This window comes from Streptomyces sp. NPDC059906 (assembly GCF_042730645.1).
Lineage (GTDB): Bacteria > Actinomycetota > Actinomycetes > Streptomycetales > Streptomycetaceae > Streptomyces > Streptomyces rubrogriseus.
This window is the reverse complement of the sequence record NZ_JBHWKU010000005.1, coordinates 320,106-343,850: the sequence shown is the minus strand read 5'-3', so window position 1 is coordinate 343,850 and position 23,745 is coordinate 320,106. Positions and strand designations below refer to the sequence as shown.

Here is a 23,745-nt window from a genome sequence, read left to right as displayed (position 1 = left end):
AGCACCCGACCCCGAGTCACGCCCGTCACGAGCACCCGACCCCGAGTCACGCCCATCACGAGCACCCGACCCCAGGTCACGCCCGTCGCGGGTGTCCCGTCGCGCGTCGTTGCCGTCGCTCATGCCGGCGCCTCCATGGCCACCCTGAGCGCCGCGATCCCGCGCGACCCGTAGGCCTTGACCGAGCCCAGGGATATGCCGAGCGTCTCGGCGACCTGGGCTTCCGTCATGTCGGCGAAGTAGCGCAGGACCAGCACCTCGCGCTGCCGGCGCTGGAGGCCCTTCATCGCCTTGATCAGGGAGTCGCGCTCCAGCTGGTCGTACGCCCCCTCCTCCGCACTCGCCATGTCCGGCATGGGCTTGGACAGGAGCTTGAGGCCGAGGATGCGGCGGCGCAGTGCCGAGCGCGAGAGGTTGACGACGGTCTGCCGCAGGTACGCCAGGGTCTTCTCCGGGTCGCGGACGCGTTTGCGCGCCGAGTGCACCCGGATGAAGGCCTCCTGGACGACGTCCTCGCAGGAGGCCGTGTCGTCGAGGAGGAGGGCGGCGAGACCGAGCAGCGAGCGGTAGTGCGCCCGGTAGGTCTCGGTGAGGTGGTCGACGGTGGTACCCGCCGCCACGTCCTCGGCGCCGTCGCGCTGGTTCGATATGCGGGCCGGCCGCGCTGCGGGCATCGGCGCGATCACCGGCATGCCACCGGCCGGACCGGCCACACGGGGACGGACGGACCGGACGGGAGGGCGCAGAGCCGCGCCCCGCGTGCCTGCGGTGAAATCGAGAACCTCTGCCACGCCAGTTGGACACGTCCACCCCCGTGAGGGTTGTACGTGCCGGGCGTCACGTTCCCGGGTCCGTCGGGCAGCCGCCCGGGCGGCCACCCGGCTGACGGTGCGTCATAGGCCCTCATCGTCCGCTCTTCCCCTGTGTTCCATGTGAACGGGCGTCCCCACGCCCGTCCTCGGCGTCCCCGCGCCGAACCACGCCCCGCGCCACGAATGGGTGACCGCAAAGACGCTCCCCGCCGCTCGCACGGTTGCGGAGGGCGGGGAGGAAATCCTCTGACGGCGCGGGTGCCCGGTACAAGTAGTCCGGACCAACTTTCGGATCACATCTCGTCCATGGATCCTACAAACGAAACCCACGGCCGCCGGGCCTTTTCGCCTCTCTGATCCCGGTTCAGCCGAACTCGGCCGCCACCAGCTCCGCGATCTGCGCGGTGTTGAGCGCGGCGCCCTTGCGCAGATTGTCCCCGCAGACGAAGAGTTCGAGGGCGGTCGGGTCGTCCAGGGCCCGGCGCACCCGGCCGACCCAGGTCGGGTCGGTGCCGACCGCGTCGGCGGGCGTCGGGAACTCCCCCGCGGCCGGGTTGTCGAACAGGACGACGCCGGGAGCGGTGGCCAGGATCTCCCGGGCCCCCTGGACACTGACCTCGCCCTCGAAGCGGGCGTGCACGGTCAGGGAGTGCGTGGTGACGACCGGCACCCGTACGCACGTCACCGCGACCGGGAGGTTCGGCAGCCCGAGGATCTTGCGGGACTCGTCCCGCACCTTCATCTCCTCCGAGGACCAGCCGTCCTCCCGCAGCGATCCGGCCCACGGTACGACGTTCAGCGCGACCGGCTCCGGGAACGGCCCGGTGTCGTCGCCGACGGCCCGCCGCACGTCACCGGGGTGCGTCCCCAGCTCGGTGCCGGCCACCAGCGACAGCTGCCGGCGCAGCGTGTCCACGCCGTCCCGCCCGGCCCCGCTGACCGCCTGGTACGAGGAGACGACCAGCTCGCGCAGCCCGAACTCGGCGTGCAGCGCGCCCAGCGCCACGATCATGGACAGCGTCGTGCAGTTCGGGTTGGCGACGATGCCGCGCGGCCGCATCCGCACCGCGTGCGGATTGACCTCGGGCACGACCAGCGGCACGTCCGGGTCCATCCGGAAGGCGCCGGAGTTGTCGACCACCACCACGCCCTTGGCGGCGGCGATCGGCGCCCACCGCGCGGAGACCTCGTCGGGCACGTCGAACATGGCGACGTCGACCCCGTCGAAGGCCTCTTCACTCAGCGCGACGACCTCGACCTCCTCCCCGCGCACGGCCAGCTTGCGGCCGGCCGAGCGCGGGGAGGCGATCAGGCGGATGTCGCCCCAGACGTCCGCGTGCTGGGACAGGATCTGGAGCATGACCGAGCCGACGGCACCGGTCGCGCCCACGACGGCGAGCGTGGGCCGACTTGTACGGCCGCCGTCCCGGCCGGTGTCTTGCCTGGCGGACATCAGCGCCCGGTGCCCCCGTAGACCACGGCCTCGTCGCGGTCGGAGTCGAGCCCGAAGGCGGTGTGCACGGCGCGCACGGCCTCGTTCACGTCGTCCTTGCGGGTGACGACCGAGATGCGGATCTCGGAGGTCGAGATCAGCTCGATGTTCACCCCGGCGTCGGAGAGCGCGGTGAAGAAGTCGGCGGTGACGCCCGGGTTGCTCTTCATGCCCGCGCCGACCAGGGAGATCTTGCCGATCTGGTCGTCGTAGCGCAGCGAGTCGAAGCCGATGCCCGGCCGGTTCTTCTCCAGCGCGTCGATGGCCTTGCGGCCCTCGGTCTTCGGCAGCGTGAAGGAGATGTCCGTCAGGCCCGTGGAGGCGGCGGACACGTTCTGCACGACCATGTCGATGTTGACCTGGGCGTCGGCGATGGCGCGGAAGATCGCGGCCGCCTCGCCCGGCTTGTCGGGCACCCCGACGACCGTGACCTTGGCCTCGGAGGTGTCGTGCGCGACTCCGGAGATGAGGGCCTGCTCCACGTGCTTTTCCCCTTGCTTGATCGGCTCGCTGCTGACCCACGTGCCCTGCAGTCCGCTGAAGCTGGACCGCACGTGAATCGGAATGTTGTACCGGCGGGCGTACTCCACGCAACGGTGGAGCAGCACCTTGGAGCCGGAGGCAGCGAGCTCCAGCATGTCCTCGAAGGAGATCCAGTCGATCTTCTTCGCCTTCGGCACCACGCGCGGGTCGGCGGTGAACACGCCGTCGACGTCGGTGTAGATCTCGCAGACGTCCGCGTCGAGCGCGGCGGCGAGGGCGACGGCCGTGGTGTCGGACCCGCCGCGGCCCAGCGTGGTGATGTCCTTGCTGTCCTGGCTGACGCCCTGGAAGCCGGCCACGATGGCCACGTTGCCCTCGTCGACCGAGGTGCGGATGCGACCCGGTGTGACGTCGATGATCCGGGCCTTGTTGTGGACCGAGTCGGTGATGACTCCGGCCTGGCTGCCGGTGAACGACTGGGCCTCGTGCCCCAGGTTTTTGATCGCCATGGCCAGCAGCGCCATGGAGATACGCTCCCCGGCGGTCAGCAGCATGTCGAGTTCACGCCCGGCAGGGATCGGGGAAACCTGCTCGGCGAGATCGATCAGCTCGTCCGTCGTGTCGCCCATCGCGGAAACGACGGCGACCACCTGGTTGCCGTTCTTCTTCGCTTCCACGATCCGCTTGGCGACGCGCTTGATGCCCTCGGCATCGGCTACGGAGGAGCCTCCGTACTTCTGCACGACAAGGCCCACGTGCGCTCCTCGCTCAATCCGTCTCTTTCCGCACGTACGTATATGTACTGCGGTCGGCTCATTTTACCGAGCGTCCGGGTTTCGCCCCTGCGGTATCGCATGGTGAGACCCGGGTACTCGCTCAGGCTGGCTCATGCCCATCCCGGCCCGGGTCACTCGGAAAAGTGCCCTGTGTCACACGTTCACAAGTCCCACGGGCGCGCGGTGGTACCGAGGTGGGACCGCAGGAGGAGCGCGCCGTCGGAGGGTTTCCCCCGCAGGCGGCACCGCCTGCGGACCATTCGGGAAGAACGGGGATCACCTTGCGCACTTTTCTCTCTCGTCGAGGACTCGCCCTCGCCGGGCTGCTGCTGACCACCGGGGCCCTCGTGGCCGCTCACGCCGCGACGGACACCTCGCAGGAGCACGCCGTGCGGGCGTCGGCGATCGTGACGCCGCAGGACGACAAGGTCGGCGGCTGATCACCCGCCCCCGTGCGACGCCGGTGTCCGGGCCAGGTGTTCTTCCGGCGCCCGGGGCGGCCCGGACCGGCGGGCGGTGGCGAGGGTCTCGGCCACGACGGCCGCTTCCGGCACGCGCATCGCGGCGAAGGAGGTGAGCGCGGCGTCCCAACGCGCGAACGCCTCCTCGATACGCCCCTGCAGACGAAACGCGTTGCCCGTGCCCGCCAGTGCGCGAGCCTGCTCGTACCGTGATTCGGCCTCTTGTGCCGCTTCCAGCGCGCTGCCGTACCGGGAGAGCGCGGCCTCGGCGTCGCCCAGCCGGTGATGCGCGGCGCCGAGCAGGTTCTGCGCCGTCGCCGTGAGCGCCGGCCGGCGGATCGCCCTCGCCAGTTCCAGGGCCTGGCTTCCGTGGATGAACGCACCGTCGAGGTCGTCGGCCAGGGCACAGGTGTCGGCCAGGCGTGCGTGCACCACCGCCAGGCCGTCCATCGCGCCCGTTCGCCCCGCGACGCCGAGCGCCTCCTCCAGGTGCCGAAGTGCGTCGTCGTGTCCGTCTCGGCCGTTGCAGGCGTTGGCCAGGTTGACCCTGGCCATGATCTCCGCGTCGGCGTCCCCGAGGGTTCCGGCGAGTGACAGCGCCTTGGTGGCACAGCCCCCGGCGGTTTCGTAGTGCCCCAGGCGCACCAGCGCCGAGCTCATTCCGATCAACGCCCAGCAGGCACCACGCGGGTCGCGCAGCCGATCGTGCAGCCGCAGCGCCCACATCTTGTGCCTCAGCCCCGCGGTGAAGTCGCCGAGGTTGCTCAGCTGCGAGCCCATCCTCGAAAGGATCAGGGCCTCGTCGGCGGGGTCGTCGTCCGCCACGGCCATGGCCAGTGCCTGCTCCAGCACGTGGAGCGCCCGGCGGTGCTGGCCCGTGTGCCAGCACGGGGCGGACAGGGAGATGAGGGCACTGCGCTCCAACGACCTGTCTCCCACTCGCCGGGCCGCCTCGACGGCGAGGGTGTCCACCTCCAGCAGATCGCCGAGGAATCCCCGCTGCTGGAGGAAGTTGCCCAGATCCCGGGCGAGCAGCACCGCGTGGCGGTCGAGCCCCGTCCGCCGGGCCACGTGCACGCACTGGACGAGGTTGGCACGCTCGGCGTCGAACCATGCCAGCGCCTGCGTCTCGTCGCCGGGCATCCGGTGGGCCCCGGCGTCGGCGGGCAGATCCAGGGGGATGTCCCGGCGGCCGGGCTGGAGGATGTCGGTCGCCGCCCGGGACGTCACCACGTAGTCGTCCATCAGGCGGTGCACGGCACGCTCGCGCTCGGGCGCGAACTGCTCCTCGGCGGCGAGCTGGTGCACGAAGCTGCGCACGAGATTGTGGAAGGAGTACCGGTCGGCGGACTGCTGGTCCAGCAGGTGGGCGTCGAGGAGAACGTCCAGCGAGCGATCGGCCCGCGCACGCGCGATCCCGGCGAGCGCCGCCACCGACCCGACGCCGAAGTCGGTCCCCGGGTGCGCGCCGAGCTGCCTGAGAAGCAGCTGGTGTTCGGGGGCCAGAGCCCTGACGGAGAGCGCGATGTTCGCGCTGACGCTGTGGTCGCCGCTCTCCAGCTCGTCGAGCCGGTGCTGTTCATCGCTCAGCCGGTCCACCAGGTCCTGCACCCGCCAGCGCGCCCGGGCACGCAGTCGCGACGCGGCTATCCGCAGGGCGAAGGGCAGTCGGCCGCAGAGCTCGATGAGCGCGTCGACCGCTTCCGGCTCCGCGTCGATGCGCCGGCTGCCCACGCAACGGGCGAGCAGGGCCTGGCAGTCCGGCCGGGGCATGCAGGTCACGGCGAGGGAGGCGCCGCCGTCGAGGTCCGCCATCCGGGTCCGGCTCGTGACCAGGACGAGCGCGTCTGCCGAGACGGGCAGCAGGGGGCCGACCTGGCGGGCGTCCACCGCGTTGTCCAGGACGAGCAGGAGCCTGATGTTCTCCGTCACGGTCCGCCAGAGCGTCTTGCGCGCGGCGGTCTCCTCCGGAATGTGATCGCCGGGGACACCGAGGGAGCGCAGCAGCACACCCAGCGCCTCCCCCGGGGACAGGGGGGCGCTGCCCGGGTTGTAGGCGCACAGGTCCACGAAGAGCTGCGCCTGCGGGTACGTCGCCCGCAGGGCGTGTGCGACGTGGACGGCCAGCGCCGTCTTGCCGCTTCCGCCCATGCCGTCGACGGTGAACAGGCGCATGGTGGGCCCCGGCCTGTCGGCCACCGCCAGGAGCGCCTCCGTCTCCGCCTCGCGGCCGGTGAAGTCCTGGACGTCGTAGGGGAGCGCACAGACCGGGAGATCGGCCGTGACCCGTGCGGGCACCGGCTGGGGGGCGTGGGCGAGGCCGCCGCCGGACGGGCGGTGCTCCGGGCCGGCGCCGCGGAGGATCTCCTCGTAGGTCCTGGTCAGTTCGGGTCCGGGGTCGACGCCGAGCGTTTCCGCGAGGAGGTGCCGGGCCTGTGCGTACTCCTCCAGTGCCTCCGCCGGCCGCCCCCGGTGCGAGAGGGCGCGCATGAGCTGGACCCGCAACGACTCCCGCAGAGGGTGCTCGGCGATCAGCGCCCGCAGGTCACCGACGGCCTGTACCGCCTGCCCGGCCGCGAGCCTGAGATCGACCAGCTGCTCCGCGGCGGTGAGTCTTCGTTCCTCGAACACGGCGGCCGCGGATTCGACGACCGCGCCGCCCGAGCCCTCGAGGACGGGGCCCCGCCACAGCTTCAGCGCCGCGTACAGTTCATCGGCCGCGGCGGCGGGTGCGCCGCCCTCGGCAGCCTGCCGCGCCCGGGCCAGACGCGCACCGAACCGGGTCAGATCGAGCTGGTCGTCCTCGATCACGATGCGGTACCCGGCGCCGTCCCTGATGAGCGTCTCCGGGTCGGGCAGTCGCTTGCGGAGATGGGAGACGAGTTTCACCACCTGATGCCGTGCGGTGGCCGGCGGTTGCGAGCCCCACGCGGCCTCGATCAGACGCGCGAGGGGGACGACACGTCCGGCTTCCAGGAGCAGCACGCCCAGGACGCACCGCTGCAAGGGCTGGTTCAGTTGCAGGCGGTCCTCGCCGCACCAGACTTCGAGCGGGCCGAGAACGAGGAAGCGAACGCGTGGCTCGGCGGAAGTGCTTGTCCGTGGGTCCACGCTGGCTCCTACCTGGAGAGACGCTGATCTTGGTAGGTAGCCACGTACGGAACAGGCCAGTCAAGACGATGACTTTGTACCCATAACAAGCCGAACGCGCGCTATGCCCGTGAGATCCTGTGGCATTCCGCCAGGAGGATCTCCATACTTCCGACATGTGCGCATGACATTTTGTCGCCACTCACACGTAGTGAATCCACCGTCGCACCGTGTCACTCGGGGACGGTGCCCACGAACCGCACGGCGCCCACCGGCGCGTGCCGCGCCCTCAGCACCCCCTCGCTGATCTCGGGGTGCGTCAGCCAGCGCTCGCCGTGGGGCCCGGCGGCCCGCCCCAGGACGACGAGCCTGGAGCCCGCGATGTCGCGCTCCTCGCCCCTCTCCCGGTACTGGGCCGAGCCGGCCACTTCGACCACCACCGTGGAGGTGCCGACGAGCGGGCGCAGCAACCGCGCGATCTCGGCTCGGTGGGGGCGGTGGGCCCACAGGACGAACAGGTCGACCGGATCACCGACGCGCTGCGCCACGGTACGCGCGAAGCCGGGCGGATCGGTCCAGTCGGCCTTGATCCACACACCGGTGCCACCACCACGGCGACTCGGCCGGAACACCTCGTAGCCCTCGTCGGCCAGTACCCGAACAGCGGGGGCGAGCATGCCCGTTCCCCCGATGACAAGCGCCCTTGGGCTCATGCGCCCGCCTCGCTCCGGCCCGTCGGCGCCGCTACCCGGTCGTCCGCCGCGAGGGCGGGCCGCGCACCGGAACGGCAGACGTGCAGGAGAAGTGGCAGGAGAACGGAGGCGGCCATCAGGATTCCGGCGGCGGCCATCAGAGTCGTGGCCGAGACGCTGTCCGACAGCCCTCCGAAAACGGTCAGGCTGAAGGCGTCCCCCGCGTACAGGAGAACGGCCGCCGCGCTGAAGCCCTGGCCCATGACATGGGGCGGCAGCGAACTCTGCAGCATGAACATCCGGGCCTGCGCGGCCGTGGTGATGCCCACGCCCAGCAGGAGGACACCCACGGCGGTGAGCAGGTAGCCGTCGGTGAGGCCGAGCACCGTCAGGCCCGCGGCCCAGCACCCGACGGCTCCCCGGTAGTGCCACAGGGTGAACGAGGAGAACAGGACGGGCAGGAGCAGACCGACCACCAGCCCGGTGGCGGAGAAGAGGGTGAGCATCTGCATGTACGTGTCTTTGCCGGAGTCCGGTGCGGGGCTCGTCTTGAAGAGGAACCCTACGCGCCACGCCCACGTCGAGCACACGATCGTCACGAGCGTGGACAGGAGCAGCCCGCCCAGCTGGGGACGTCGCCGCACCTCGCCGAAGAACATCCGCATGCGTGCGGGGACGTTCCGCACGGCGTCCACCACGTCCGACGCCTTCGCCGGGGCGGGATGGGCGGCCGTGCCCCGCGTCGACCGGGCCGCCGTCGCCAGGAGGACGGCGCTGAGGACGTAGCTGAGGCCGTCCAGCGCCATGAACGCGGCGACACTCGTGACCCGGAGCAGCGCGGTGGCTAGCAGCGGACCCACGATCAGCGTGAGGCTGCTGATGAGGGACAGCGTGGAGTTGGCCGCGACACGGTTCTCGGGACCGACGAACTCCACGACGCAGGCCCTGGAGCTCGGATTGAACAGGCAGCCGCCCAGTTGGAGGACGAACACGACGACGAGCAGCACCGGGTAGGGAACCATCCCTCCGGCACAGGCGCCGGCGGTGATCAGCTGGACGGCCGCCCGGACCACGTCGGCCCCGACCATGAGAGGCATCCGCGGCAGGGCGTCACTCAGCGCACCGCCCACGAGTCCGAACAGGAGGTAGGGCAGTACCTGTGCCACCGCCACCCCGGTCGTGAGCGACGTGGACCCGGTCGCCGCGTACGCCGCGAACAGGAATCCGATGCCTGCCAGGACATCACCCAGGCTGGACATCAAGGAGGCCGTGGCGAGCAGGGTGAAGGGACGATTGCGCAGCACCTGGCGGTAGGTCATCCAGCACTCCTGGGCGTGGGGCACCGGCCGGCTCCGGTGCTGACGTGTACGGCCGTCGAGGCGGGTGGGCCGGGGGCCCGGTGGTGGCCGGCGCCCCCGATGACGACGTCGGCCGCACCGGCCTCGGCCAGTTCGCGCGCGAACCGGTGCAGCGCCTCGTCCGGGACACCGAGGATTCCGGCCTCGATGCCGTGGTGGTGGTCGCGCGGCAACCCGTGCAGGTGCGCGGAGACGAGGTCGGCGGCGCGCCCTCGGTCGGTGCTGACGGCATGGCCGATCCGGGTGAGGAGGCGTCTTCTGGACAGGTCCACCAGACGCGGGTCCACGTCTGCCCGCGCGACTTCCGCCAGGGCGTGGTGCACGGCCCGTACGCAGCTCTCGGCGGCCTCGGCGCGCACGGCGCCCTGCACCACCAGCCGGCCCGTGGTGAGCAGCGCGACGGTCCTCGCCTCCATCCGATAGGTGTCTCCCCTGACGTGCCGCAGCCGCGTCAGCAGCGGGCCGTCACCCGCCGAGAGCAGGGTGGCGAGCAGGGCTGCCACCCGGTGCCGGGGGTCGCTCCGGGGAACCGAGGGCCAAGCCGTCGCGATCCAGCCGTTCGGGCCGGTGTCCGGTACCCGGTACGTACGGGAGCGCCTCGCCGGGCGGTGCGTTCGCCGGACGGACGGCCCTCGCACGGCCGCAGACCGGACGCGGCCACGAGCGCGTCGGACTCCACGGCACCGGCGACCGCCAGTACCGCTCGCTCGGGCCGGTAGTGAACGGCGTGGAAGGCGGTGAGGTCCGCCGGGGTGATCGCGTCGCGGTCCCGGTGCGCGCCCATGACCGAGTCGGCGCGGTCCAGCGGACCCCCCGCACCGCCGGACTCGACGTCGACGATCCTCCGCTCGGTGTCCAGCAGGGTCTGACTGGCCCCCGGATTCGCGCTCAGGACGCACAGCAGGCGCTGGACCGCGCCGACCGACTGCTCCGGGGCGCACACGGTCTCGTAGACGGTGAGGTCGCGGGTGGTGAACGCGTTGAGCACGAACGGGAACGGCCGCGCACCGGGACGCGGTTCCTTGAGCACCAGGTGCTCCACCATGTGTGCCAGGCCGGTGCGGCCGTCGGGGTCGACGCCTCGTCCGGCGGGGACGGCGAGGGCGAGCCCGGTCAGTGCGGCGCGCGGGTCCGGCCGCAGCCGGACGGGGGTTCTGGCGGGGGTCCGCGCGTGCACCGTGCGGCGGTGCCCGGTGGGCGCCGCGGTGAACGGTGTCATACCCGCACCCGTTCCCGGACCAGTGCGCCGGTCAGCGACAGCAGTTCACCGGTACCGCGCTCGATCCGCGAGAGCAGCTGAGCGTCCACGGGCTGGTAGCCGCCGTCGGGTATGGGGGCGAAGTCCTCGCCGAGCGCCAGGACCTGGCAGGTGACGGCCACCGCGTGCAGGTTGACGGCCATCGTGCGCATGTGGTCGAAGACCGCGCCGCCGAAGCGACCGCCGCCGTTGGCCATGAGCAGGACGGGTTTGCCCGCCAGTTGCTTGATGCTGAGGTTGTCGAGCGCGTTCTTCAGCACCCCGCTGAGGGTGCCGTGGTAGACGGGGGTGACCCAGACCAACGCGTGCGCGTCGGCGGCGAGCCTGGTGAAGGCGCGGACCCGCGCGTCGGGGGACTGCTCCAGAGCGTGGTGGTCGGCGGGATCGTGAAAGGGCAGACGCTGTTCCGCGAGGTCGACCACCACGGCGCGTTCCCCGGCCTGTTCCAGCTGTCGGGCCACGTGGTCGCCGAGGGCCCTGCTGTGCGATGCGACGCGGTTGCTCCCCGAGAGGACCAGGGTGTAACCCGTGTCCGCGCCCGTTCCGTCATATGTCGTCATGCTTCACAACGCTTTCCACAATCGAGAAGAAGTCGCGGTACTGCGGTTCGTAGCCCAGCTCTTCGCGCGCCTTGGCCCACGCCACGCCCGGCACGACGCCCGAGCCGATGTTCCACACACCGGACGTGCAGGTACTCGTGGCCGGTGAGGGCTCGTGCCGCTCGGTCCCCCGCCCGGCTCCCGGCCGCCCGCCCGGCAACCGCCACGGCCAGTACGGTGCAGCCGCCGGATACCGTCGCCGTCTCACCGCCGTCCCCTCGCGGTACCACGGAGGTACCGGGGCGGCGCCCGGTTCATGGAGGTCCGCTCACAGCGCCCGCTCAGGCGCTGGTCGCAGGCCGGCCGCCGCGCGCACCTCGGCCGCGCGGCGGGGCACGTCCACGACCTCGTACACCGCGCCCGGGTTGGCCAGGAACGTGTCCGGCACGTACCCGGCGTCCAGCAGGCCGGCCTCCTCGGCGGCCACGGCCGCCTCGAACTCGGCGCGGCAGTCGGGGCACATGCCGCCCTTGATCTCCGTCGTCCGCTCGTCCGCGTCGCAGTCCATGCAGGCCATGACCGCGCGGGTCACGCGGGCCCGGCGCGGAGCGGCCTTCTGGCGGATCTTCGCCTTCTTCGGGGGCATCTTGTTCTCCAGTCGGTTGCGGGCGAGTCCGCCCGGGTTGTTCACGGTTGCGGGAAGGCCGTCGGTCACCGCGCGGGTGATCTCCCGGGGCGTCGCACCGCGCGTCAGCCACTCCTCGGCCAGCGCGGCCAGGGACCGGCAGTCGGCTTCGGACAGGCGCATGCGGGGTTCCGTGTCGCGGATCGCGGCGAGGGTGAGATACGAGGTGCTCGACTCCCGGTCCGTGCCGGACTCGGGCTGCGGCTCGGGCTGTGGCTCGGTCTCGGGTCCGGTCTCGGGTTCGGTCTCGGGTTCGGGCAGCTCGGGCTCGTCGGTGCGGGCCAGGCCCGGGTGGAGCCCGCCGGGCACGATGCGGCCGTTGCGCTGCCGCGCGAACTCCTCCCACCAGCCCTCCGACCTGCGCGTACGCGACCAGTACGTCCGCGTGACCCACCGCATGGTGTTGTCCTCGACGGTGAGGTGCTCCCTGATCCAGCGCAGGTGGCCGGCCTGGCTGATGCGGTTGAGGGACGTACGGGTCGCCTGCTGGCCGTAGCGCGGGTGCTCCGCCGCGATCGCCTTGTGGCCCATCGCGTGGCCGTCGTCTAGGTGGTCGACGAAGACGGCGATCTCGGCCTCACGCGGGGGCAGATGTGCGAAGTCCGGGTCGGCGTGCGGGTCTTCGTCGCCCGCGGGGCGTTTTCCATAGCCCGGATTGGCCATGGGGTGGGACGGGGAGGGGAGGGCGGGACTAAGGTTGGCGCAAGCCACCATCGGAGCTCTTTCCTTCGATGCGTCGGTCAGGTCCCGGATTGGTGTTGGCGCACCCCCGGGACCGACTCATTTGTCGGTCATATGCCGCGAACTTAGAGCGGCTTGACACAGTGACGCAAGCCGATCACAGAACGTCACTCTTACGAGGTACGCCGCCTCAACTCACGTTCAGACTTGGTTGGTTGGGTATTTCAACCAGACCAGAAACCCAAGGAAAGAGCTCGGGTCCCGGGGCTCAAGCTCCGGGCCGAACTGCTCGTGGTCACGCGTCGTCGTGTGCTTCGAGCTCCGTCGCCGGCGTCTGTTGGGTGGCCGCCCACGACGCCAGGAGCGCCAAGTTGTCGGCGGCCGGTGTGCCCGCGGCCGCGGTGTAGACGTTGAGGTGCAGGCCGGGTTCGGCGGGCAGCTCCAGGGACTCGACGTCCAGGTCGAGCCGGCCCACGACCGGATGGCGCACCCGCTTGCGGCCGGAGCGGTGCAGCCGCACGTCCTGAGACGCCCACCGCTGCCGGAACAGCTCACTGCGCGTGGACAGTTCGCCGACCAGGGCGATCAGACCCTCGTCGTGGGGATTGCGGCCGGCTGCCATGCGTAGCTTCGCGGCCGCGTCACCGGACACCTGGTCGTAGTCGACGAAGAAATCTCTGGCCGCCTCGGGGTTCAGATAGACGAACCGCGCCGTGTTCGCGGGCCGTCGGGGGTCGGCCAGCACCGGTGAATACAGCGCGCGAGCGAGTTGGTTCATGGCGAGCACGTCATAGCGGGCGTTACCGATCCAGGCCGGCGCACCGGAGATCGCGTCGAGCACCTGCTGCAGCGTCGAGCGCACCGGCACGGCGGGCCTACGCCGGCGTGGGGCGCCGGGCGCTCTGGACCGGCGCGCGAGGTGGAGCAGGTGGTCGCGCTCGGCCTCGTCCAGTCGCAAGGCGGAGGCCAACGCGTCGAGCACGCCGTCGGAGACACCGGCGAGGCTGCCGCGCTCCATGCGCACGTAGTAGTCGACCGACACCCCGGCCAGCAGCGCCACCTCCTCGCGGCGCAGACCCTTGACCCGGCGGTTGCCGCCGTAGGCGGGCAGGCCCGCCTCCTCGGGTGCGATGCGGGCGCGGCGCGAGCCGAGAAACTCCCGGATCTCGGTGCGTAGATCCATCCTGGCCATTCCCTCACCGTAGGCCCGTCGCGCGTTTAAGGGGTACCCGAGGCGGTCGTCGCGATGCCGCCGTCCACCGGGATGACGGTGCCCGTGAGGTAGGAGCCGGCCCGGCCGGCGAGAAACACGGCGACACCGGCCATGTCGTCGTCGCGGCCGAGCCGGCGCAGCGGGGTCGCCGCCGCGATCGTGTCGCCGATGGCATCGAGCGTGGACGTCATCATCCGCGACGGGAACACTCCCGGTGCTATCGCGTTCACCGTGACGTGCTGTGGACCCAGCTCCCTGGCAAGCACTCTGGTGAGTTGATGGAGTGCCGCTTTGCTGCTGGCGTACGAGTAGTTGGGCGACTGGGCGACGTGGATGGCGGCGATACTGCCGATGTTGATGATCCGCGCGGGATCATCGGCGGTGCCCGCCCTGCGAAGTGCCGGGAGCAGCGCCTGGACCAGCCAGAACGGCGACTTGAGGTTGAGGTCGAGCACCGCGTCCCAGGCCTCGTCCGGGAACGTCGCCAGCGGCTCGCGCCACATCGCTCCCGCGTTGTTGACAAGGATGTCCAGGCGTTCCGAGTCGACTTCGACAAGGTCGGCGAGGCGCTGGCACTCGTCGTGCCTGGACAGGTCGGCGGGGATGGCTCGCACGTCGCCGAATTCGGACAGCAGACGCTGTGCCTCCGCGCACCTGTCTGCCTTGCGTGAGCTGATGACTACGCGGGCGCCCGCCCGGAGAAGGCCGCGCGCCATCATCATTCCGATGCCACTGGTGCCGCCCGTGACAAGGGCGTACTTCCCACTCAGATCGAAAAGCCCCGAGTGATCCGAGTGAGTGGTGAATTGGTTGTCCGCCATTCGTCTCCGCCGCTTCTGCCGTGGAAGTTCACGCCGACACGGTCGCGCGTCGGCTCCAGCAGGTTGACAGGCGTTCGGGACGTCCGGGAGAGCCTGGTGATACAGGTACGGGGGGAACCCCTCAGTCCTCCGGGCTGAGCAGCCCGATGTCGACGGCCCGTCGCGGATCGGACCAGATCCCCATCGCCGTGTTCATGTGGAGGAAGCCGAGCCCGCGGTAGAAGGCCTCGGTGCCGGGGGCGGCGTAGAGGATGATCTTCTTGTGGCCGGCCGCCAGCTCCACGAGCTTGCGGATGATGTCGGAGCCGAGGCCCCGCCCCTGGTGCTCGGGGTGGACGGCCACGTCGGCGATGTAGGCGCAGTCGACACCGTCGGCCAGCGCCCGGCCCGCGCCGACGAGCACGTCACCGGCGTAGACGAAGCACGCGTAGCGGCTGTTGCCGTACACGGTGGCGAGTGCCTCGGGGGGTTTGTTGCCCAGGGGGGCCAGCCGGTACAGCCGTGACAGCTCGTCGAGGTCCACCTCGTCGAGGCGGTGGACCCAGGTGAGGTTCTTTGATGTCACGCCGTTCTTCGATGTCACGCCGTTCTCCGATGTCACGCCGTTCTCCGATGTCACGCCGTTCTCCGATGTCACGTCGTTCCTCTCCTCGTACCCCGTTCCCGGCCGTTCCCGGGTCAGGGTCCAGGAAACCGCACGGCACCGGTGCCCCGGTCGGTGTGGGCGATGATGTCGGCCGTGATGGCGATCGCCTGCTCCTCGGGGGTGCTCGCGCCCGGGCCCGGACCGGCCAGGGCGTGCAGGCGGGCCAGCCGGTCCTCGGGCACCCCGGCCTCGCGCAGCAGGTGCAGGCGGCGCTCGTGGGTCCGGCGTGAACCGGTGGCCCCGACGTAGCCGACGGGAAGGCTCAGCGCCCGGCAGAGCAGGGGGATGTCGCATTCGGCGTCGTGGGTGAGGACGCAGATCGCGGTGCGCCCGTCCACCTCGGCGCGCTCCAGGTACCGGTGCGGCCGGTCGGCGACGACCTCGTCGGCGTGGGGGAAGCGGGCCGGCGTGGCGAAGGCGGGCAGGGCGTCGCAGACGGTGACGTGGCAGCCCAGCAGCTGGCCGGCCCTGCTGAGGGCGGCCGCGCAGTCGGCGGCGCCGAAGATCAGCAGGCGGGGGCAGGACGCCTGGGTGTGCACGAGGGCCGACAGACGGGTGCGGCGGGGACCGGCGGCGGGCGCGCTCAGGCACCCGGTGCGACCGGCCCTCAGGTGCGCTCGGGCCTGCGCCACGACGGCCCGGTCGGCATCCCCGTCGCCCAGCGTGCCGCGGTGCGGACCGCGCTCGGGGACGTACAGGGTGCGGCCGAGGAGAGCGCCGGGGCCGTCGACGACCTGGGCCAGGGCGGCGGAGCGCCCCAGTACGATCGCGTCGAGGGCGTCGACGAGGTGCGGCTGGGCGACGGGGTCGACCCGCTGCACCAGGACGTCGACCTCTGTCCCGCCCGTCCCGGGGGCGGCGGACGGGTTCTGGTGCCGTCGGCCGAACCGGGCGCGCACCGGGCCGTCGCCGTCGCGCAGCAACCCGACGCAGTTCTCGTAGACGGCCTTCTGGACACAGCAGCCGCCCGGGATGCCGCCGACCACACGCCCCTCGGTGTCGACGGCGAGCGCGGGGCCGGGTGACGAGGGCGGGTCGCCGGCATCGACGACGGTGGCGAGGGCGAAGGGGCGGGCCGCACGGCACCAGTCGTACAGCGGCTGCGCGATGTTCAGCATGTCCGACCTCCAGACGGGGCTGGGCACGGTGGCGGGCCGCCGCCGCGTCGACGGGGGATCGGAAGCGGCGGCGGCCCGGTGTACGGGGGCGGATGTGGCCGCCGCCGTACGCTCGCAGGCCCGGGTGGACGGTGGCACACCGGCCACCCGGGTTCAGGGCTGGATGATCAGCCGGCGGTGGGGGCGAGGTCGTCCTCGGACACGTCGCCCGAGGTCTTGGTCCCCTTCCCCCAGCCGGTGGCGAGGCGCAGCAGCAGCGAGGCCGCGGCCAGCACCACACCGAACCAGATGACGCTCGTGACGCCGACGTGGTCGACGAACAGTCCGCCGAAGAGCGCACCGAGTGCGATGCAGGTGTTGTACGCCATGGTGTTGAGCGACATGGCGGCCTCGAAGGTGTCGGGCGCGGAGGCGAGCGTCATGTTGATCTGGGACAGCTGCACGGCGCCGAAGGAGAGTCCCCACAGGACCAGCGCGATGACGGCGCCCGTCTCGCCGCTGCCCGTGGCGCGCAGCAGCAGCAGGGCCACCAGGAGCCCGACGAGGCCGATGACGAAGGTGCCGCGCAGGCTCTTGTTCACCGTGTGTCCGGCGATGAAGTTCCCGACCGCACCGCCGACACCGAAGATGATCAGGACGGTGGTGATGAAGCCGGACGAGGCGTCCGCGGTGTCCTCGAGGTAGGGGCGCACGAACGTGTAGGCACCGAAGTGGCCGAGCACGAAGAAGACCACGATGAACAGCACCGTGCGCAGCTGCCCGTTCCTGACCGGCAGCTGGAAGACCTCCCGGACGGACACCGCGTTCTGCGACGGCATCGACGGGACCAGGGCCGCGACCGCGATGAAGACCAGCACGCTGAGGCCGGCCCAGATGCCGAAGGTGGTCCGCCAGTCCGTCTGCGCCTCGATGACGGTGCCGAGGGGGATGCCGACGACCGTGGCGATGGCGATGCCGGACATCACCACCGCGGCGGCCCGGTTGGCCTGTCGTTCGGGCACGATCCGCATGGCCATGCTCACGCCGATGGCCCAGAAGACGCCGCTGGCGAAGCCCATGCCGAGCCGGGTGACGAGGATCAGCGCGTAGTTCGGCGAGACGGCGGTGATGACGTTGCCCACGGCGAGCACCGCGAGCAGCGTGGTGAGCAGCGGGCGCCGGTTGACGCGCCGGGTCCAGGCGACGATGAACGGCACACCGAGGCCGGCTGCCACGCCCTGTGCGGTGACCATGAGGCCGGCGACGCCGACGGAGATGTCCAGGTCCTCGCTCAGCGGAGTGAGCAGGCCCACGGGCATCAGTTCAGTGGTCAGGAAGACGAAGAGACTGGCCGTGATGGCGGCAACGCCCAGCCATCCCTTCACGGCCGAGGGTGAACTCTCTTGTACTTGTGCAGACATGACAACTCTCCAGCGGTGTACTCATGTGTGGGTATGTGCGGGGAGGGACGTGCGGGGAAGGACGTGCGGGGAAGGACGTGCGGGAAAAGCGGGTGGGGACTCGGCCGGGCGCCAACGCCTCAAGGACGTGGCTCGCCCTGGCGCACGGCGTGCCTGGGTCCGCCCGGCACGGGCCCGTCGGTCGCGGCGGCCTTGCCGGCCTCGGTGCCGCGTGCCCTGGGCGTCCTGGGCTGGGCGAGCACCACGGCCGCGAGGATCACCAGGATCCCGACCGTCTGCAGAAGGGAGAAGGACTCGTTCTCGAAGGCGATCCCCAGGATCGTCGCGACGACCGGACTGCCCAGGGCGAGGAAGGAGACCGCCAGCGCGGGCAGCTTCTCGATGCCTCGGAACCAGAGCGCGTAACTGATCACGGCGCCGAACACGATGAGGTAGGCGAACCCGAAGACGTTCTCGCCCGTGAGAGAGCCGGGCAGTCCTTCGACGGACAGGGTGAACGGCAGTGACACCAGGCCGCCCGCCGTCAGCTGCCAGCCGGTGAAGGGCAGCAGGCCCACTCCGGCCGGGCGCCCCCAGCGTTTGGTGAACGTGATGCCGGTGGCCATGCAGGCCGCCCCGCCGAGTGCGGCCAGCACCCCGATGGTGTCCAGTGCGGCCGAGCCCTGGAACACGAGCAGCACGACGCCTGCCGCGCCGAGGGCGCAGGCCACCACGTGGACGGCGCGTATCCTGTCGCCGATGATCAATGCCGCCAGGACCAGCACGATCATCGGCTGCACCGCCATGATCATCGCCGCGATACCGCCGGGCAGGCGGTAGGCCGCGACGAACAGCAGCAGGTTGAAAGCGCCGATGTTGAGTGTTCCGAGCACGAGGGAACGCCATAGCCATTCCCCTTTCGGCAGCACCCGGGAAATGAGCAGCAGAATGAGGCCCGACGGAAGTGCCCGCACGGTGGTGGCGAGCAGCGGACGGTCCGGCGGAAGCCATTCGGTCGTCACGAGATAGGTGCTGCCCCAGATCGCGGGCGCGAGCGCCGTCACGGCTGAGGTGAGAAGCTGTCGGCCATTGTTCATGGCGTATCTGCATTCACGTCGATCATTCCCTGAGAACGAGGATCTGCCCGGGTCGGGACCACTCGGCTAGCTGAAAATGGCATCACGGTCGCGCGTGCGCTTGAGCTCGAAGAACCCGTCGGTCCCGGCCATGGTGAGGACGGCGTCCCAGAGACGTCCGGCGGCCTCGCCCCGGGGTGCGGGCGTGATGACGGGCCCGAAGAACGCGATCAGCTCGCCGTCGGCCCCGGGGACGTGGATGACCGGTGTACCGACCTCGGAGCCGACGGGGTCCATGCCGGCGTGGTGGCTGGCCCGCAGCTCCTTGTCGTACTCCGAGGTGTCCGCCACCTCGACGAGTTCCGCCGGCAGACCGACGTCGGCGAGCGCCCCGAGCATCATGTCCCGGCCCAGACCGGCCTTCTCGTGGTGGATCCGGGTCCCCATCGCGTTGTAGAGCGGCCGCAGCACTTCGGTGCCGTACCGCTCCTCGGCGGCGATGCAGACGCGCACGCAGCCCCAGCCGTCGATCTGGCCCTGCCGGTATTTCTCCGGCACTTCCCGGCCCTCGTTGAGAACCGAGAGGCTCATCACGTGGAACCTCGTTTCGATGGGCCTCGTCTGTTCCACTTCGAGCAGCCACCTCGACGTGATCCAGGCCCACGGGCAGCGGGGGTCGAACCACATGTCGACAGCGGTCTTCACCTGCTGGCTGGACGGCGTGCTGGTCATGACGGACCGGTCCTTTCCGGTTGGTATTTCGCAACAAAAAGCCCGCACTCGCGACATGAAAAGGCCGTCGGAACAGATCAGGGAAATTGCGTGAGTGACGGGCCTTCGATCCCGCGGAGGAACATTCCGCGAGCCCGGACGGGGCACTCTTCGATTCTGCCCCGCCCACCATCAATGAGTCCAACACATGTTTGTCATCTTGTTTATCGTGGGGCAAGATGAATCTCATGGAGCTCCAGCAGATGCGCTACGTACTCGCGGTCGCCGAGACCCTGAGCTTCACCCGTGCCGCCGAGCGCTGCCTCGTCGTCCAGTCCGCCCTCAGCCACCAGATCGCCCGGCTGGAGCAGGAACTGGGCACCAAGCTCTTCGAGCGCACCACCCGCCGGGTGCGGCTGACGCCGGCCGGTGAGGCGTTTCTCCCGGCCGCCCGCCAGTGCCTGGCCGCCGCCGAACGCGCGGTCGTCGAGGTCGCCGCCGCCATCGGTGAGGTCCGCGGGCAGCTCTCCGTGGGGGTGATCCCGTCCGTCGCCGCCGTCGACATCCCCGGCACCCTGCGCGACTTCCGCCGCCGGTACCCGAAGGTGCGCATCAGCCTGCGGGTGGGCGCCAGTGACGAACTCGTCGAACAGGTCAGAGAAGGCGGCCTGGAGGTCGCCTTCCTCGGTCTGCCCCCCGCGGTGCGGCCCGAGGGGGTCAAGTCCCATGTGATCGGGCACGACCGGCTCGTCGCCGTCGTCGCGCCCGATCACCCCCTCGCCGACGAGGGGCCGGTCGACCTGCGCCGGCTCTCCTCGGAGGAGTTCGTGGACCTGCCGGCGAAGACCGCGGGCCGGATCCAGTCGGACCTGGCCTTCTCCGCCGCCGGCCTCACCCGTGATGTCGCGTTCGAGGTGACCAACGCGGACTTCCTGGCCCGGCTGGTCGGGCAGGGACTCGGCGTGGCGATGCTGCCCGCCGCGTACGTGCCCCAGCTCAGCGGCGTGACCACGATCCAGGTCACCGACGCACCCGCCCGCGTCGAGTACGTCGTCTGGACCCCCGACAGCCGCACGCCCGCGGCGACCGCGTTCCTGCGCCTGATCGACGTCCCGGGCATCGGCCAGCAGCCCTGAGCGCCGGCGCGTCCGTCCTCGGCGTCCGCCCGTCAACGCGGCCCCGCCCGGGGGTACCGCGCGCTGCCCTCCCCCACGATCCGGGCGTGGATGTCGAGCGTCGCCGTCGACCGGTTGAGCGTGATGTAGTGCAGTCCCGGCGCGCCCTCGGCGAGCAGCCGCTCGGCCATGGCCGTGGCGTGTTCGACGCCGATGCGGTGCCCGAGGGCCGGATCGCCCCGCGCGGCCTCCAGAGCGTGCGCCAGGTCCTCGGGGAAGGCGGCGCCGCTGAGTTCGGCGAAGCGGCTGATCTGCCGGGCGTCGGTGGCGGGCACCAGCTCCGGAATGATCGGGATGTCACAGCCCGCCCGGGACACCCGGTCGCGCAGCCGCAGATAGTCCTCCACGTCGAAGAACATCTGCGTGATGGCGTAGTCCGCGCCCGCCCTGCACTTGGCGACGAAGTGCCGGATCTCGCTGTCCCAGTCGGGCGAACGCGGATGGCGTTCGGGAAACGCCGCGACGCCGATGCCGAAGTCCCCCAGCTCCCGTACGAGGGAGACCAGTTCGTGCGCGTGCGTGACGCCCTGGGGATGCCGTGTCCACGCGGCGGCGGGGCCCCCGGGCGGGTCACCCCGCAGGGCGAGGACGTCCCGTACACCGGCGTCGGCGTACCGGCCGACGATGTGCCGCAGTTCCGGCACCGAATGCCCGACCGCGGTGAGGTGGGCGACGGGACGCAGGGTCGTCTCCGTCGCGATCCGCTCGGTCAGTTCGACGGTGCGGTCCCTGGAGGAGCCGCCCGCCCCGTAGGTCACCGACACGAAGTCCGGGCCCATCGACTCGATCCGGCGGATCGCCCGCCACAGACCCCGGCTGCCGGCCGGGGTCCTGGGCGGGAAGAACTCGAAGGAGAACAAGGGGGTGCCCCGGGCCAGGGCCTCCCGCAGGGTCGGCCGGCCGAGCCGGACGCCGCCGGTCATACGCCGGTCCCGAGGCCGGCCCGCAGGGTCTGCGCCGCCTCGGAGCCGTAGGTCCGGCCGACGCGGGCCAACAGCTCCGAGGGAAGCACCTTGTACTCCTGCGTTCCGACGCATTCGAGCACCAGCGTGGCCATGGCGCAGCCCAGTTGAACGGCCCGGACCAACGGCAGCTCCCAGGCCAGGGCCGCGAGGACGCCCGCCCGGAAGGCGTCGCCCCCTCCCGTCGGGTCCACCACCGCGTCCGTCGTCACGGCCGGGACCCCGGTCCGCCGCCCGTCGGCCGTCATGATCAGTGCGCCCTCGGCACCCCTGGTGACGATCCAGGTGCCCACGCGGTCGAGCACCTCCTGCTCGCTCCACCCGGTGCGCTCCCGCAACAGGGCGCTCTCGTACTCGTTGGTGAACAGCAGCCTGGCTCCGTCCACCAGGTCCCGGGTCTGCCGGGTGTCGAGACGGGCGAGCTGCTGGGAGGGGTCGGCCGCGACCGGGACGCCCAGGGCGTGCGCGGTGGCCGTGTGCCGCACCATCGCACCCGGATCGTCCGCACCCACCACGATCATGTCGAGTCCGCCGGTGCGCAGATGCACCTCCGCGAGGTCGATCCGGGCTGCCTCGGCCATGGCTCCGGCGTAGAAGGTCGCGATCTGGTTCTGGTCGGCGTCCGTGGTGCACACGAAGCGCGCCGTGTGCAGCGTTTCGCTGACCCGGACCGACCCGACGTCGACGCCGGCCTCGCGCAACCGGTCCCCGTACCCGGCGAAGTCGGCACCGGCCGCGCCCACGAGCACCGGTCGCAGACCCAGCCGGCCCATTCCGAAGGAGATGTTGGCGGCCACACCTCCCTCACGGATGTCGAGACGGTCGGCGAGGAAGGACAGGGACACGTGGTCGACCATCTCGCTGATCAGCTGTTCTCTGAACCGGCCGGGATAGACCATGAGATGGTCGACCGCGATGGAGCCGGACACGGCGATACGCACGGAGTACCTCCTGAAGGGTGGCGGGGACGGCGGGCGACGGGGGCAGCCTCAGAACAGGCCGGCGGCCTCGCGCAGCGCGTCCACGCGGTCGGTGCGCTCCCAGGTGAAGTCGGGCAGCTCACGGCCGAAGTGACCGTACGCCGCGGTCTGGGCGTAGATCGGGCGCAGCAGGTCGAGATCGCGGATGATGGCGGCCGGGCGCAGGTCGAAGACCTCGTCGATCGCCTTCTCGATCTTCTCCGGGTCGACCTTGGCGGTGCCGAAGGTCTCCACGAACAGACCCACCGGCTCGGCCTTGCCGATGGCGTAGGCGACCTGGACCTCGCAGCGCGCGGCGAGACCCGCGGCCACGACGTTCTTGGCGACCCAGCGCATCGCGTACGCCGCGGAGCGGTCGACCTTCGACGGGTCCTTGCCGGAGAAGGCGCCGCCGCCGTGCCGGGCCATGCCGCCGTACGTGTCGATGATGATCTTGCGGCCGGTCAGACCGGCGTCACCCATCGGACCGCCGATCTCGAAGCGGCCGGTCGGGTTGACCAGCAGGCGGTAGTTCTCCGTGTCGATCTTGATGCCGTCCTCCAGGAGCGCCTTCAGCTCCGGCTCGACGACGAACTCCTTGATGTCCGGAGCCAGCAGCGACTCCAGATCGATGTCACTCGCGTGCTGCGAGGAGACGACGACCGTGTCCAGACGGACGGCCTTGTCACCGTCGTACTCGATCGTCACCTGGGTCTTGCCGTCCGGACGCAGGTACGGAATGGTGCCGTTCTTGCGGACCTCCGACAGGCGCTTCGACAAGCGGTGCGCCAGGAACACCGGCAGCGGCATCAGCGTCGGCGTCTCGTCCGAGGCGTAGCCGAACATCAGGCCCTGGTCACCGGCACCCTGCCGGTCCAGCTCGTCCTCGTCCCCCTCAACGCGGTTCTCGTACGCCGTGTCGACACCCTGGGCGATGTCCGGGGACTGCGCGCCGATGGAGACCGAGACGCCGCAGGAGGCGCCGTCGAAGCCCTTCTTGGAGGAGTCGTAGCCGATCTCCAGGATCCTGCCGCGGACCAGGCTGGCGATGTCCGCGTAGGCCTTGGTGGTGACCTCGCCGGCCACGTGCACCAGACCGGTGGTGATCAGGGTTTCGACGGCGACCCGGGAGGTCGGGTCCTCGCGCAGAAGCGCGTCGAGAATCGTGTCGCTGATCTGGTCAGCGATCTTGTCGGGGTGACCTTCGGTCACGGACTCCGAGGTGAACAGGCGACGGGACACAACGCTCCCTGGGGTTGCAGCGGCTGCTGGCTTTTCGTCGGCGGACGGGCCGCCGGGGGGGGGAGGCCTCTCCGCCGGTCGCCGGGCGGGGCGAAGAGGCCTCAGTACTGCTCAGT

General features: G+C 70.9%; 23 protein-coding genes. 2 read left to right on the top strand and 21 right to left on the bottom strand.

Annotated features, from left to right (window positions below; translation table 11 throughout):
- Nucleotides 1-119: 119 nt before the first annotated feature.
- The 3 genes from ACFV9J_RS11360 to ACFV9J_RS11350 form a co-directional block, all read right to left on the bottom strand.
- Nucleotides 120-692 carry a SigE family RNA polymerase sigma factor gene (locus tag ACFV9J_RS11360; RefSeq protein ID WP_030183825.1) on the bottom strand — a complete coding sequence of 191 codons (573 nt, stop codon included), beginning with the start codon at nt 690-692 and terminating at the stop codon, nt 120-122.
- Between the two features lie 484 nt (nt 693-1,176).
- Complete coding sequence (locus ACFV9J_RS11355) at nt 1,177-2,265, bottom strand: aspartate-semialdehyde dehydrogenase (protein WP_385352837.1); 1,089 nt, start codon at nt 2,263-2,265, stop codon at nt 1,177-1,179.
- Nucleotides 2,265-3,542 carry an aspartate kinase gene (locus ACFV9J_RS11350; protein ID WP_061443392.1) on the bottom strand — a complete coding sequence of 426 codons (1,278 nt, stop codon included), beginning with the start codon at nt 3,540-3,542 and terminating at the stop codon, nt 2,265-2,267. Before ACFV9J_RS11350 ends, ACFV9J_RS11355 begins: the two co-directional genes overlap by 1 nt.
- A gap of 302 nt (nt 3,543-3,844) precedes the next feature.
- Here ACFV9J_RS11350 and ACFV9J_RS11345 point away from each other — a divergent pair, with 302 nt between their 5' ends.
- Nucleotides 3,845-4,003, top strand: a complete 159-nt coding sequence (locus ACFV9J_RS11345; RefSeq protein ID WP_385352835.1) for a hypothetical protein — start codon at nt 3,845-3,847, stop codon at nt 4,001-4,003.
- Here the strand turns inward: ACFV9J_RS11345 and ACFV9J_RS11340 are convergent, their stop codons facing one another.
- From ACFV9J_RS11340 to ACFV9J_RS11270, 15 genes are all read right to left on the bottom strand, one after another.
- On the bottom strand, nt 4,004-7,135 hold the full coding sequence (locus ACFV9J_RS11340) for a BTAD domain-containing putative transcriptional regulator (RefSeq protein WP_385352833.1): 3,132 nt from the start codon (nt 7,133-7,135) through the stop codon (nt 4,004-4,006). It lies immediately after the preceding gene.
- A gap of 212 nt (nt 7,136-7,347) precedes the next feature.
- Complete coding sequence (locus ACFV9J_RS11335) at nt 7,348-7,791, bottom strand: hypothetical protein (RefSeq protein ID WP_385352831.1); 444 nt, start codon at nt 7,789-7,791, stop codon at nt 7,348-7,350.
- Between the two features lie 32 nt (nt 7,792-7,823).
- The gene (locus tag ACFV9J_RS11330) at nt 7,824-9,125 is read right to left on the bottom strand and encodes an MFS transporter (protein ID WP_385352829.1); all 1,302 of its coding nucleotides are present in this window, start codon (nt 9,123-9,125) and stop codon (nt 7,824-7,826) included.
- Nucleotides 9,122-9,715 carry a hypothetical protein gene (locus ACFV9J_RS11325; protein ID WP_385352918.1) on the bottom strand — a complete coding sequence of 198 codons (594 nt, stop codon included), beginning with the start codon at nt 9,713-9,715 and terminating at the stop codon, nt 9,122-9,124. The genes ACFV9J_RS11330 and ACFV9J_RS11325 overlap by 4 nt, the downstream gene beginning before the upstream one ends.
- Nucleotides 9,616-10,383: an insulinase family protein gene (locus tag ACFV9J_RS11320; RefSeq protein WP_385352827.1), complete on the bottom strand. Its 768-nt coding sequence runs from the start codon at nt 10,381-10,383 to the stop codon at nt 9,616-9,618. The genes ACFV9J_RS11325 and ACFV9J_RS11320 overlap by 100 nt, the downstream gene beginning before the upstream one ends.
- A complete protein-coding gene (locus ACFV9J_RS11315; protein WP_385352825.1) occupies nt 10,380-10,982 on the bottom strand; it encodes an NADPH-dependent FMN reductase in 603 nt (200 codons plus the stop codon). Before ACFV9J_RS11315 ends, ACFV9J_RS11320 begins: the two co-directional genes overlap by 4 nt.
- On the bottom strand, nt 10,969-11,100 hold the full coding sequence (locus tag ACFV9J_RS11310) for a hypothetical protein (RefSeq protein ID WP_385352823.1): 132 nt from the start codon (nt 11,098-11,100) through the stop codon (nt 10,969-10,971). Before ACFV9J_RS11310 ends, ACFV9J_RS11315 begins: the two co-directional genes overlap by 14 nt.
- Nucleotides 11,101-11,289: 189 nt before the next feature.
- Complete coding sequence (locus tag ACFV9J_RS11305) at nt 11,290-12,360, bottom strand: hypothetical protein (protein WP_385352821.1); 1,071 nt, start codon at nt 12,358-12,360, stop codon at nt 11,290-11,292.
- Between the two features lie 262 nt (nt 12,361-12,622).
- On the bottom strand, nt 12,623-13,519 hold the full coding sequence (locus ACFV9J_RS11300; RefSeq protein ID WP_385352819.1) for a helix-turn-helix transcriptional regulator: 897 nt from the start codon (nt 13,517-13,519) through the stop codon (nt 12,623-12,625).
- Between the two features lie 26 nt (nt 13,520-13,545).
- Nucleotides 13,546-14,361, bottom strand: coding sequence for an SDR family oxidoreductase (locus ACFV9J_RS11295; RefSeq protein ID WP_385352817.1), 816 nt, complete (start codon nt 14,359-14,361; stop codon nt 13,546-13,548).
- 121 nt (nt 14,362-14,482) lie between these two features.
- Complete coding sequence (locus ACFV9J_RS11290) at nt 14,483-14,944, bottom strand: GNAT family N-acetyltransferase (RefSeq protein WP_385352815.1); 462 nt, start codon at nt 14,942-14,944, stop codon at nt 14,483-14,485.
- Nucleotides 14,945-15,039: 95 nt separating this feature from the next.
- Nucleotides 15,040-16,125 (bottom strand): XdhC family protein, encoded by a 1,086-nt coding sequence (locus tag ACFV9J_RS11285; RefSeq protein WP_385352813.1) that lies wholly within the window; start codon nt 16,123-16,125, stop codon nt 15,040-15,042.
- Between the two features lie 167 nt (nt 16,126-16,292).
- Nucleotides 16,293-17,525, bottom strand: a complete 1,233-nt coding sequence (locus ACFV9J_RS11280) for an MFS transporter (RefSeq protein WP_385352811.1) — start codon at nt 17,523-17,525, stop codon at nt 16,293-16,295.
- Between the two features lie 119 nt (nt 17,526-17,644).
- Nucleotides 17,645-18,601 (bottom strand): EamA family transporter, encoded by a 957-nt coding sequence (locus ACFV9J_RS11275; RefSeq protein WP_385352809.1) that lies wholly within the window; start codon nt 18,599-18,601, stop codon nt 17,645-17,647.
- 66 nt (nt 18,602-18,667) lie between these two features.
- The gene (locus tag ACFV9J_RS11270; RefSeq protein WP_385352807.1) at nt 18,668-19,312 is read right to left on the bottom strand and encodes a disulfide bond formation protein DsbA; all 645 of its coding nucleotides are present in this window, start codon (nt 19,310-19,312) and stop codon (nt 18,668-18,670) included.
- A 227-nt stretch (nt 19,313-19,539) separates the two neighbouring features.
- Between ACFV9J_RS11270 and ACFV9J_RS11265 the strand changes: the two genes are divergently transcribed.
- Nucleotides 19,540-20,427, top strand: a complete 888-nt coding sequence (locus tag ACFV9J_RS11265; RefSeq protein ID WP_385352916.1) for a LysR family transcriptional regulator — start codon at nt 19,540-19,542, stop codon at nt 20,425-20,427.
- 32 nt (nt 20,428-20,459) lie between these two features.
- Here the strand turns inward: ACFV9J_RS11265 and metF are convergent, their stop codons facing one another.
- From metF to metK, 3 genes are read right to left on the bottom strand one after another with little or no spacing between them, the layout of a single operon-like run.
- The gene (gene metF / locus ACFV9J_RS11260) at nt 20,460-21,389 is read right to left on the bottom strand and encodes a methylenetetrahydrofolate reductase [NAD(P)H] (protein ID WP_385352805.1); all 930 of its coding nucleotides are present in this window, start codon (nt 21,387-21,389) and stop codon (nt 20,460-20,462) included.
- Nucleotides 21,386-22,369 carry a carbohydrate kinase family protein gene (locus ACFV9J_RS11255; protein ID WP_385352803.1) on the bottom strand — a complete coding sequence of 328 codons (984 nt, stop codon included), beginning with the start codon at nt 22,367-22,369 and terminating at the stop codon, nt 21,386-21,388. Before ACFV9J_RS11255 ends, metF begins: the two co-directional genes overlap by 4 nt.
- 48 nt (nt 22,370-22,417) lie before the next feature.
- Entirely contained in the window at nt 22,418-23,629 is a 1,212-nt protein-coding gene (gene metK / locus ACFV9J_RS11250) for a methionine adenosyltransferase (protein ID WP_385352801.1), read from the bottom strand.
- Nucleotides 23,630-23,745: the final 116 nt, after the last annotated feature.

Excerpts from the sequence above, each read along its gene's own strand:
- ACFV9J_RS11315 (WP_385352825.1), bottom strand. The coding sequence starts at position 10,982 with ATGACGACATATGACGGAACGGGCGCGGACACGGGTTACACCCTGGTC.
- ACFV9J_RS11305 (WP_385352821.1), bottom strand. The coding sequence starts at position 12,360 with ATGGTGGCTTGCGCCAACCTTAGTCCCGCCCTCCCCTCCCCGTCCCAC.
- ACFV9J_RS11265 (WP_385352916.1), top strand. The coding sequence starts at position 19,540 with ATGGAGCTCCAGCAGATGCGCTACGTACTCGCGGTCGCCGAGACCCTG.
- ACFV9J_RS11355 (WP_385352837.1), bottom strand. The coding sequence starts at position 2,265 with ATGTCCGCCAGGCAAGACACCGGCCGGGACGGCGGCCGTACAAGTCGG.
- ACFV9J_RS11270 (WP_385352807.1), bottom strand. The coding sequence starts at position 19,312 with ATGACCAGCACGCCGTCCAGCCAGCAGGTGAAGACCGCTGTCGACATG.
- ACFV9J_RS11330 (WP_385352829.1), bottom strand. The coding sequence starts at position 9,125 with ATGACCTACCGCCAGGTGCTGCGCAATCGTCCCTTCACCCTGCTCGCC.
- ACFV9J_RS11275 (WP_385352809.1), bottom strand. The coding sequence starts at position 18,601 with ATGAACAATGGCCGACAGCTTCTCACCTCAGCCGTGACGGCGCTCGCG.
- ACFV9J_RS11360 (WP_030183825.1), bottom strand. The coding sequence starts at position 692 with ATGCCGGTGATCGCGCCGATGCCCGCAGCGCGGCCGGCCCGCATATCG.
- ACFV9J_RS11335 (WP_385352831.1), bottom strand. The coding sequence starts at position 7,791 with ATGCTCGCCCCCGCTGTTCGGGTACTGGCCGACGAGGGCTACGAGGTG.
- ACFV9J_RS11295 (WP_385352817.1), bottom strand. The coding sequence starts at position 14,361 with ATGGCGGACAACCAATTCACCACTCACTCGGATCACTCGGGGCTTTTC.
- ACFV9J_RS11320 (WP_385352827.1), bottom strand. The coding sequence starts at position 10,383 with ATGACACCGTTCACCGCGGCGCCCACCGGGCACCGCCGCACGGTGCAC.
- ACFV9J_RS11280 (WP_385352811.1), bottom strand. The coding sequence starts at position 17,525 with ATGTCTGCACAAGTACAAGAGAGTTCACCCTCGGCCGTGAAGGGATGG.
- metF (WP_385352805.1), bottom strand. The coding sequence starts at position 21,389 with ATGACCGGCGGCGTCCGGCTCGGCCGGCCGACCCTGCGGGAGGCCCTG.
- ACFV9J_RS11285 (WP_385352813.1), bottom strand. The coding sequence starts at position 16,125 with ATGCTGAACATCGCGCAGCCGCTGTACGACTGGTGCCGTGCGGCCCGC.
- ACFV9J_RS11300 (WP_385352819.1), bottom strand. The coding sequence starts at position 13,519 with ATGGCCAGGATGGATCTACGCACCGAGATCCGGGAGTTTCTCGGCTCG.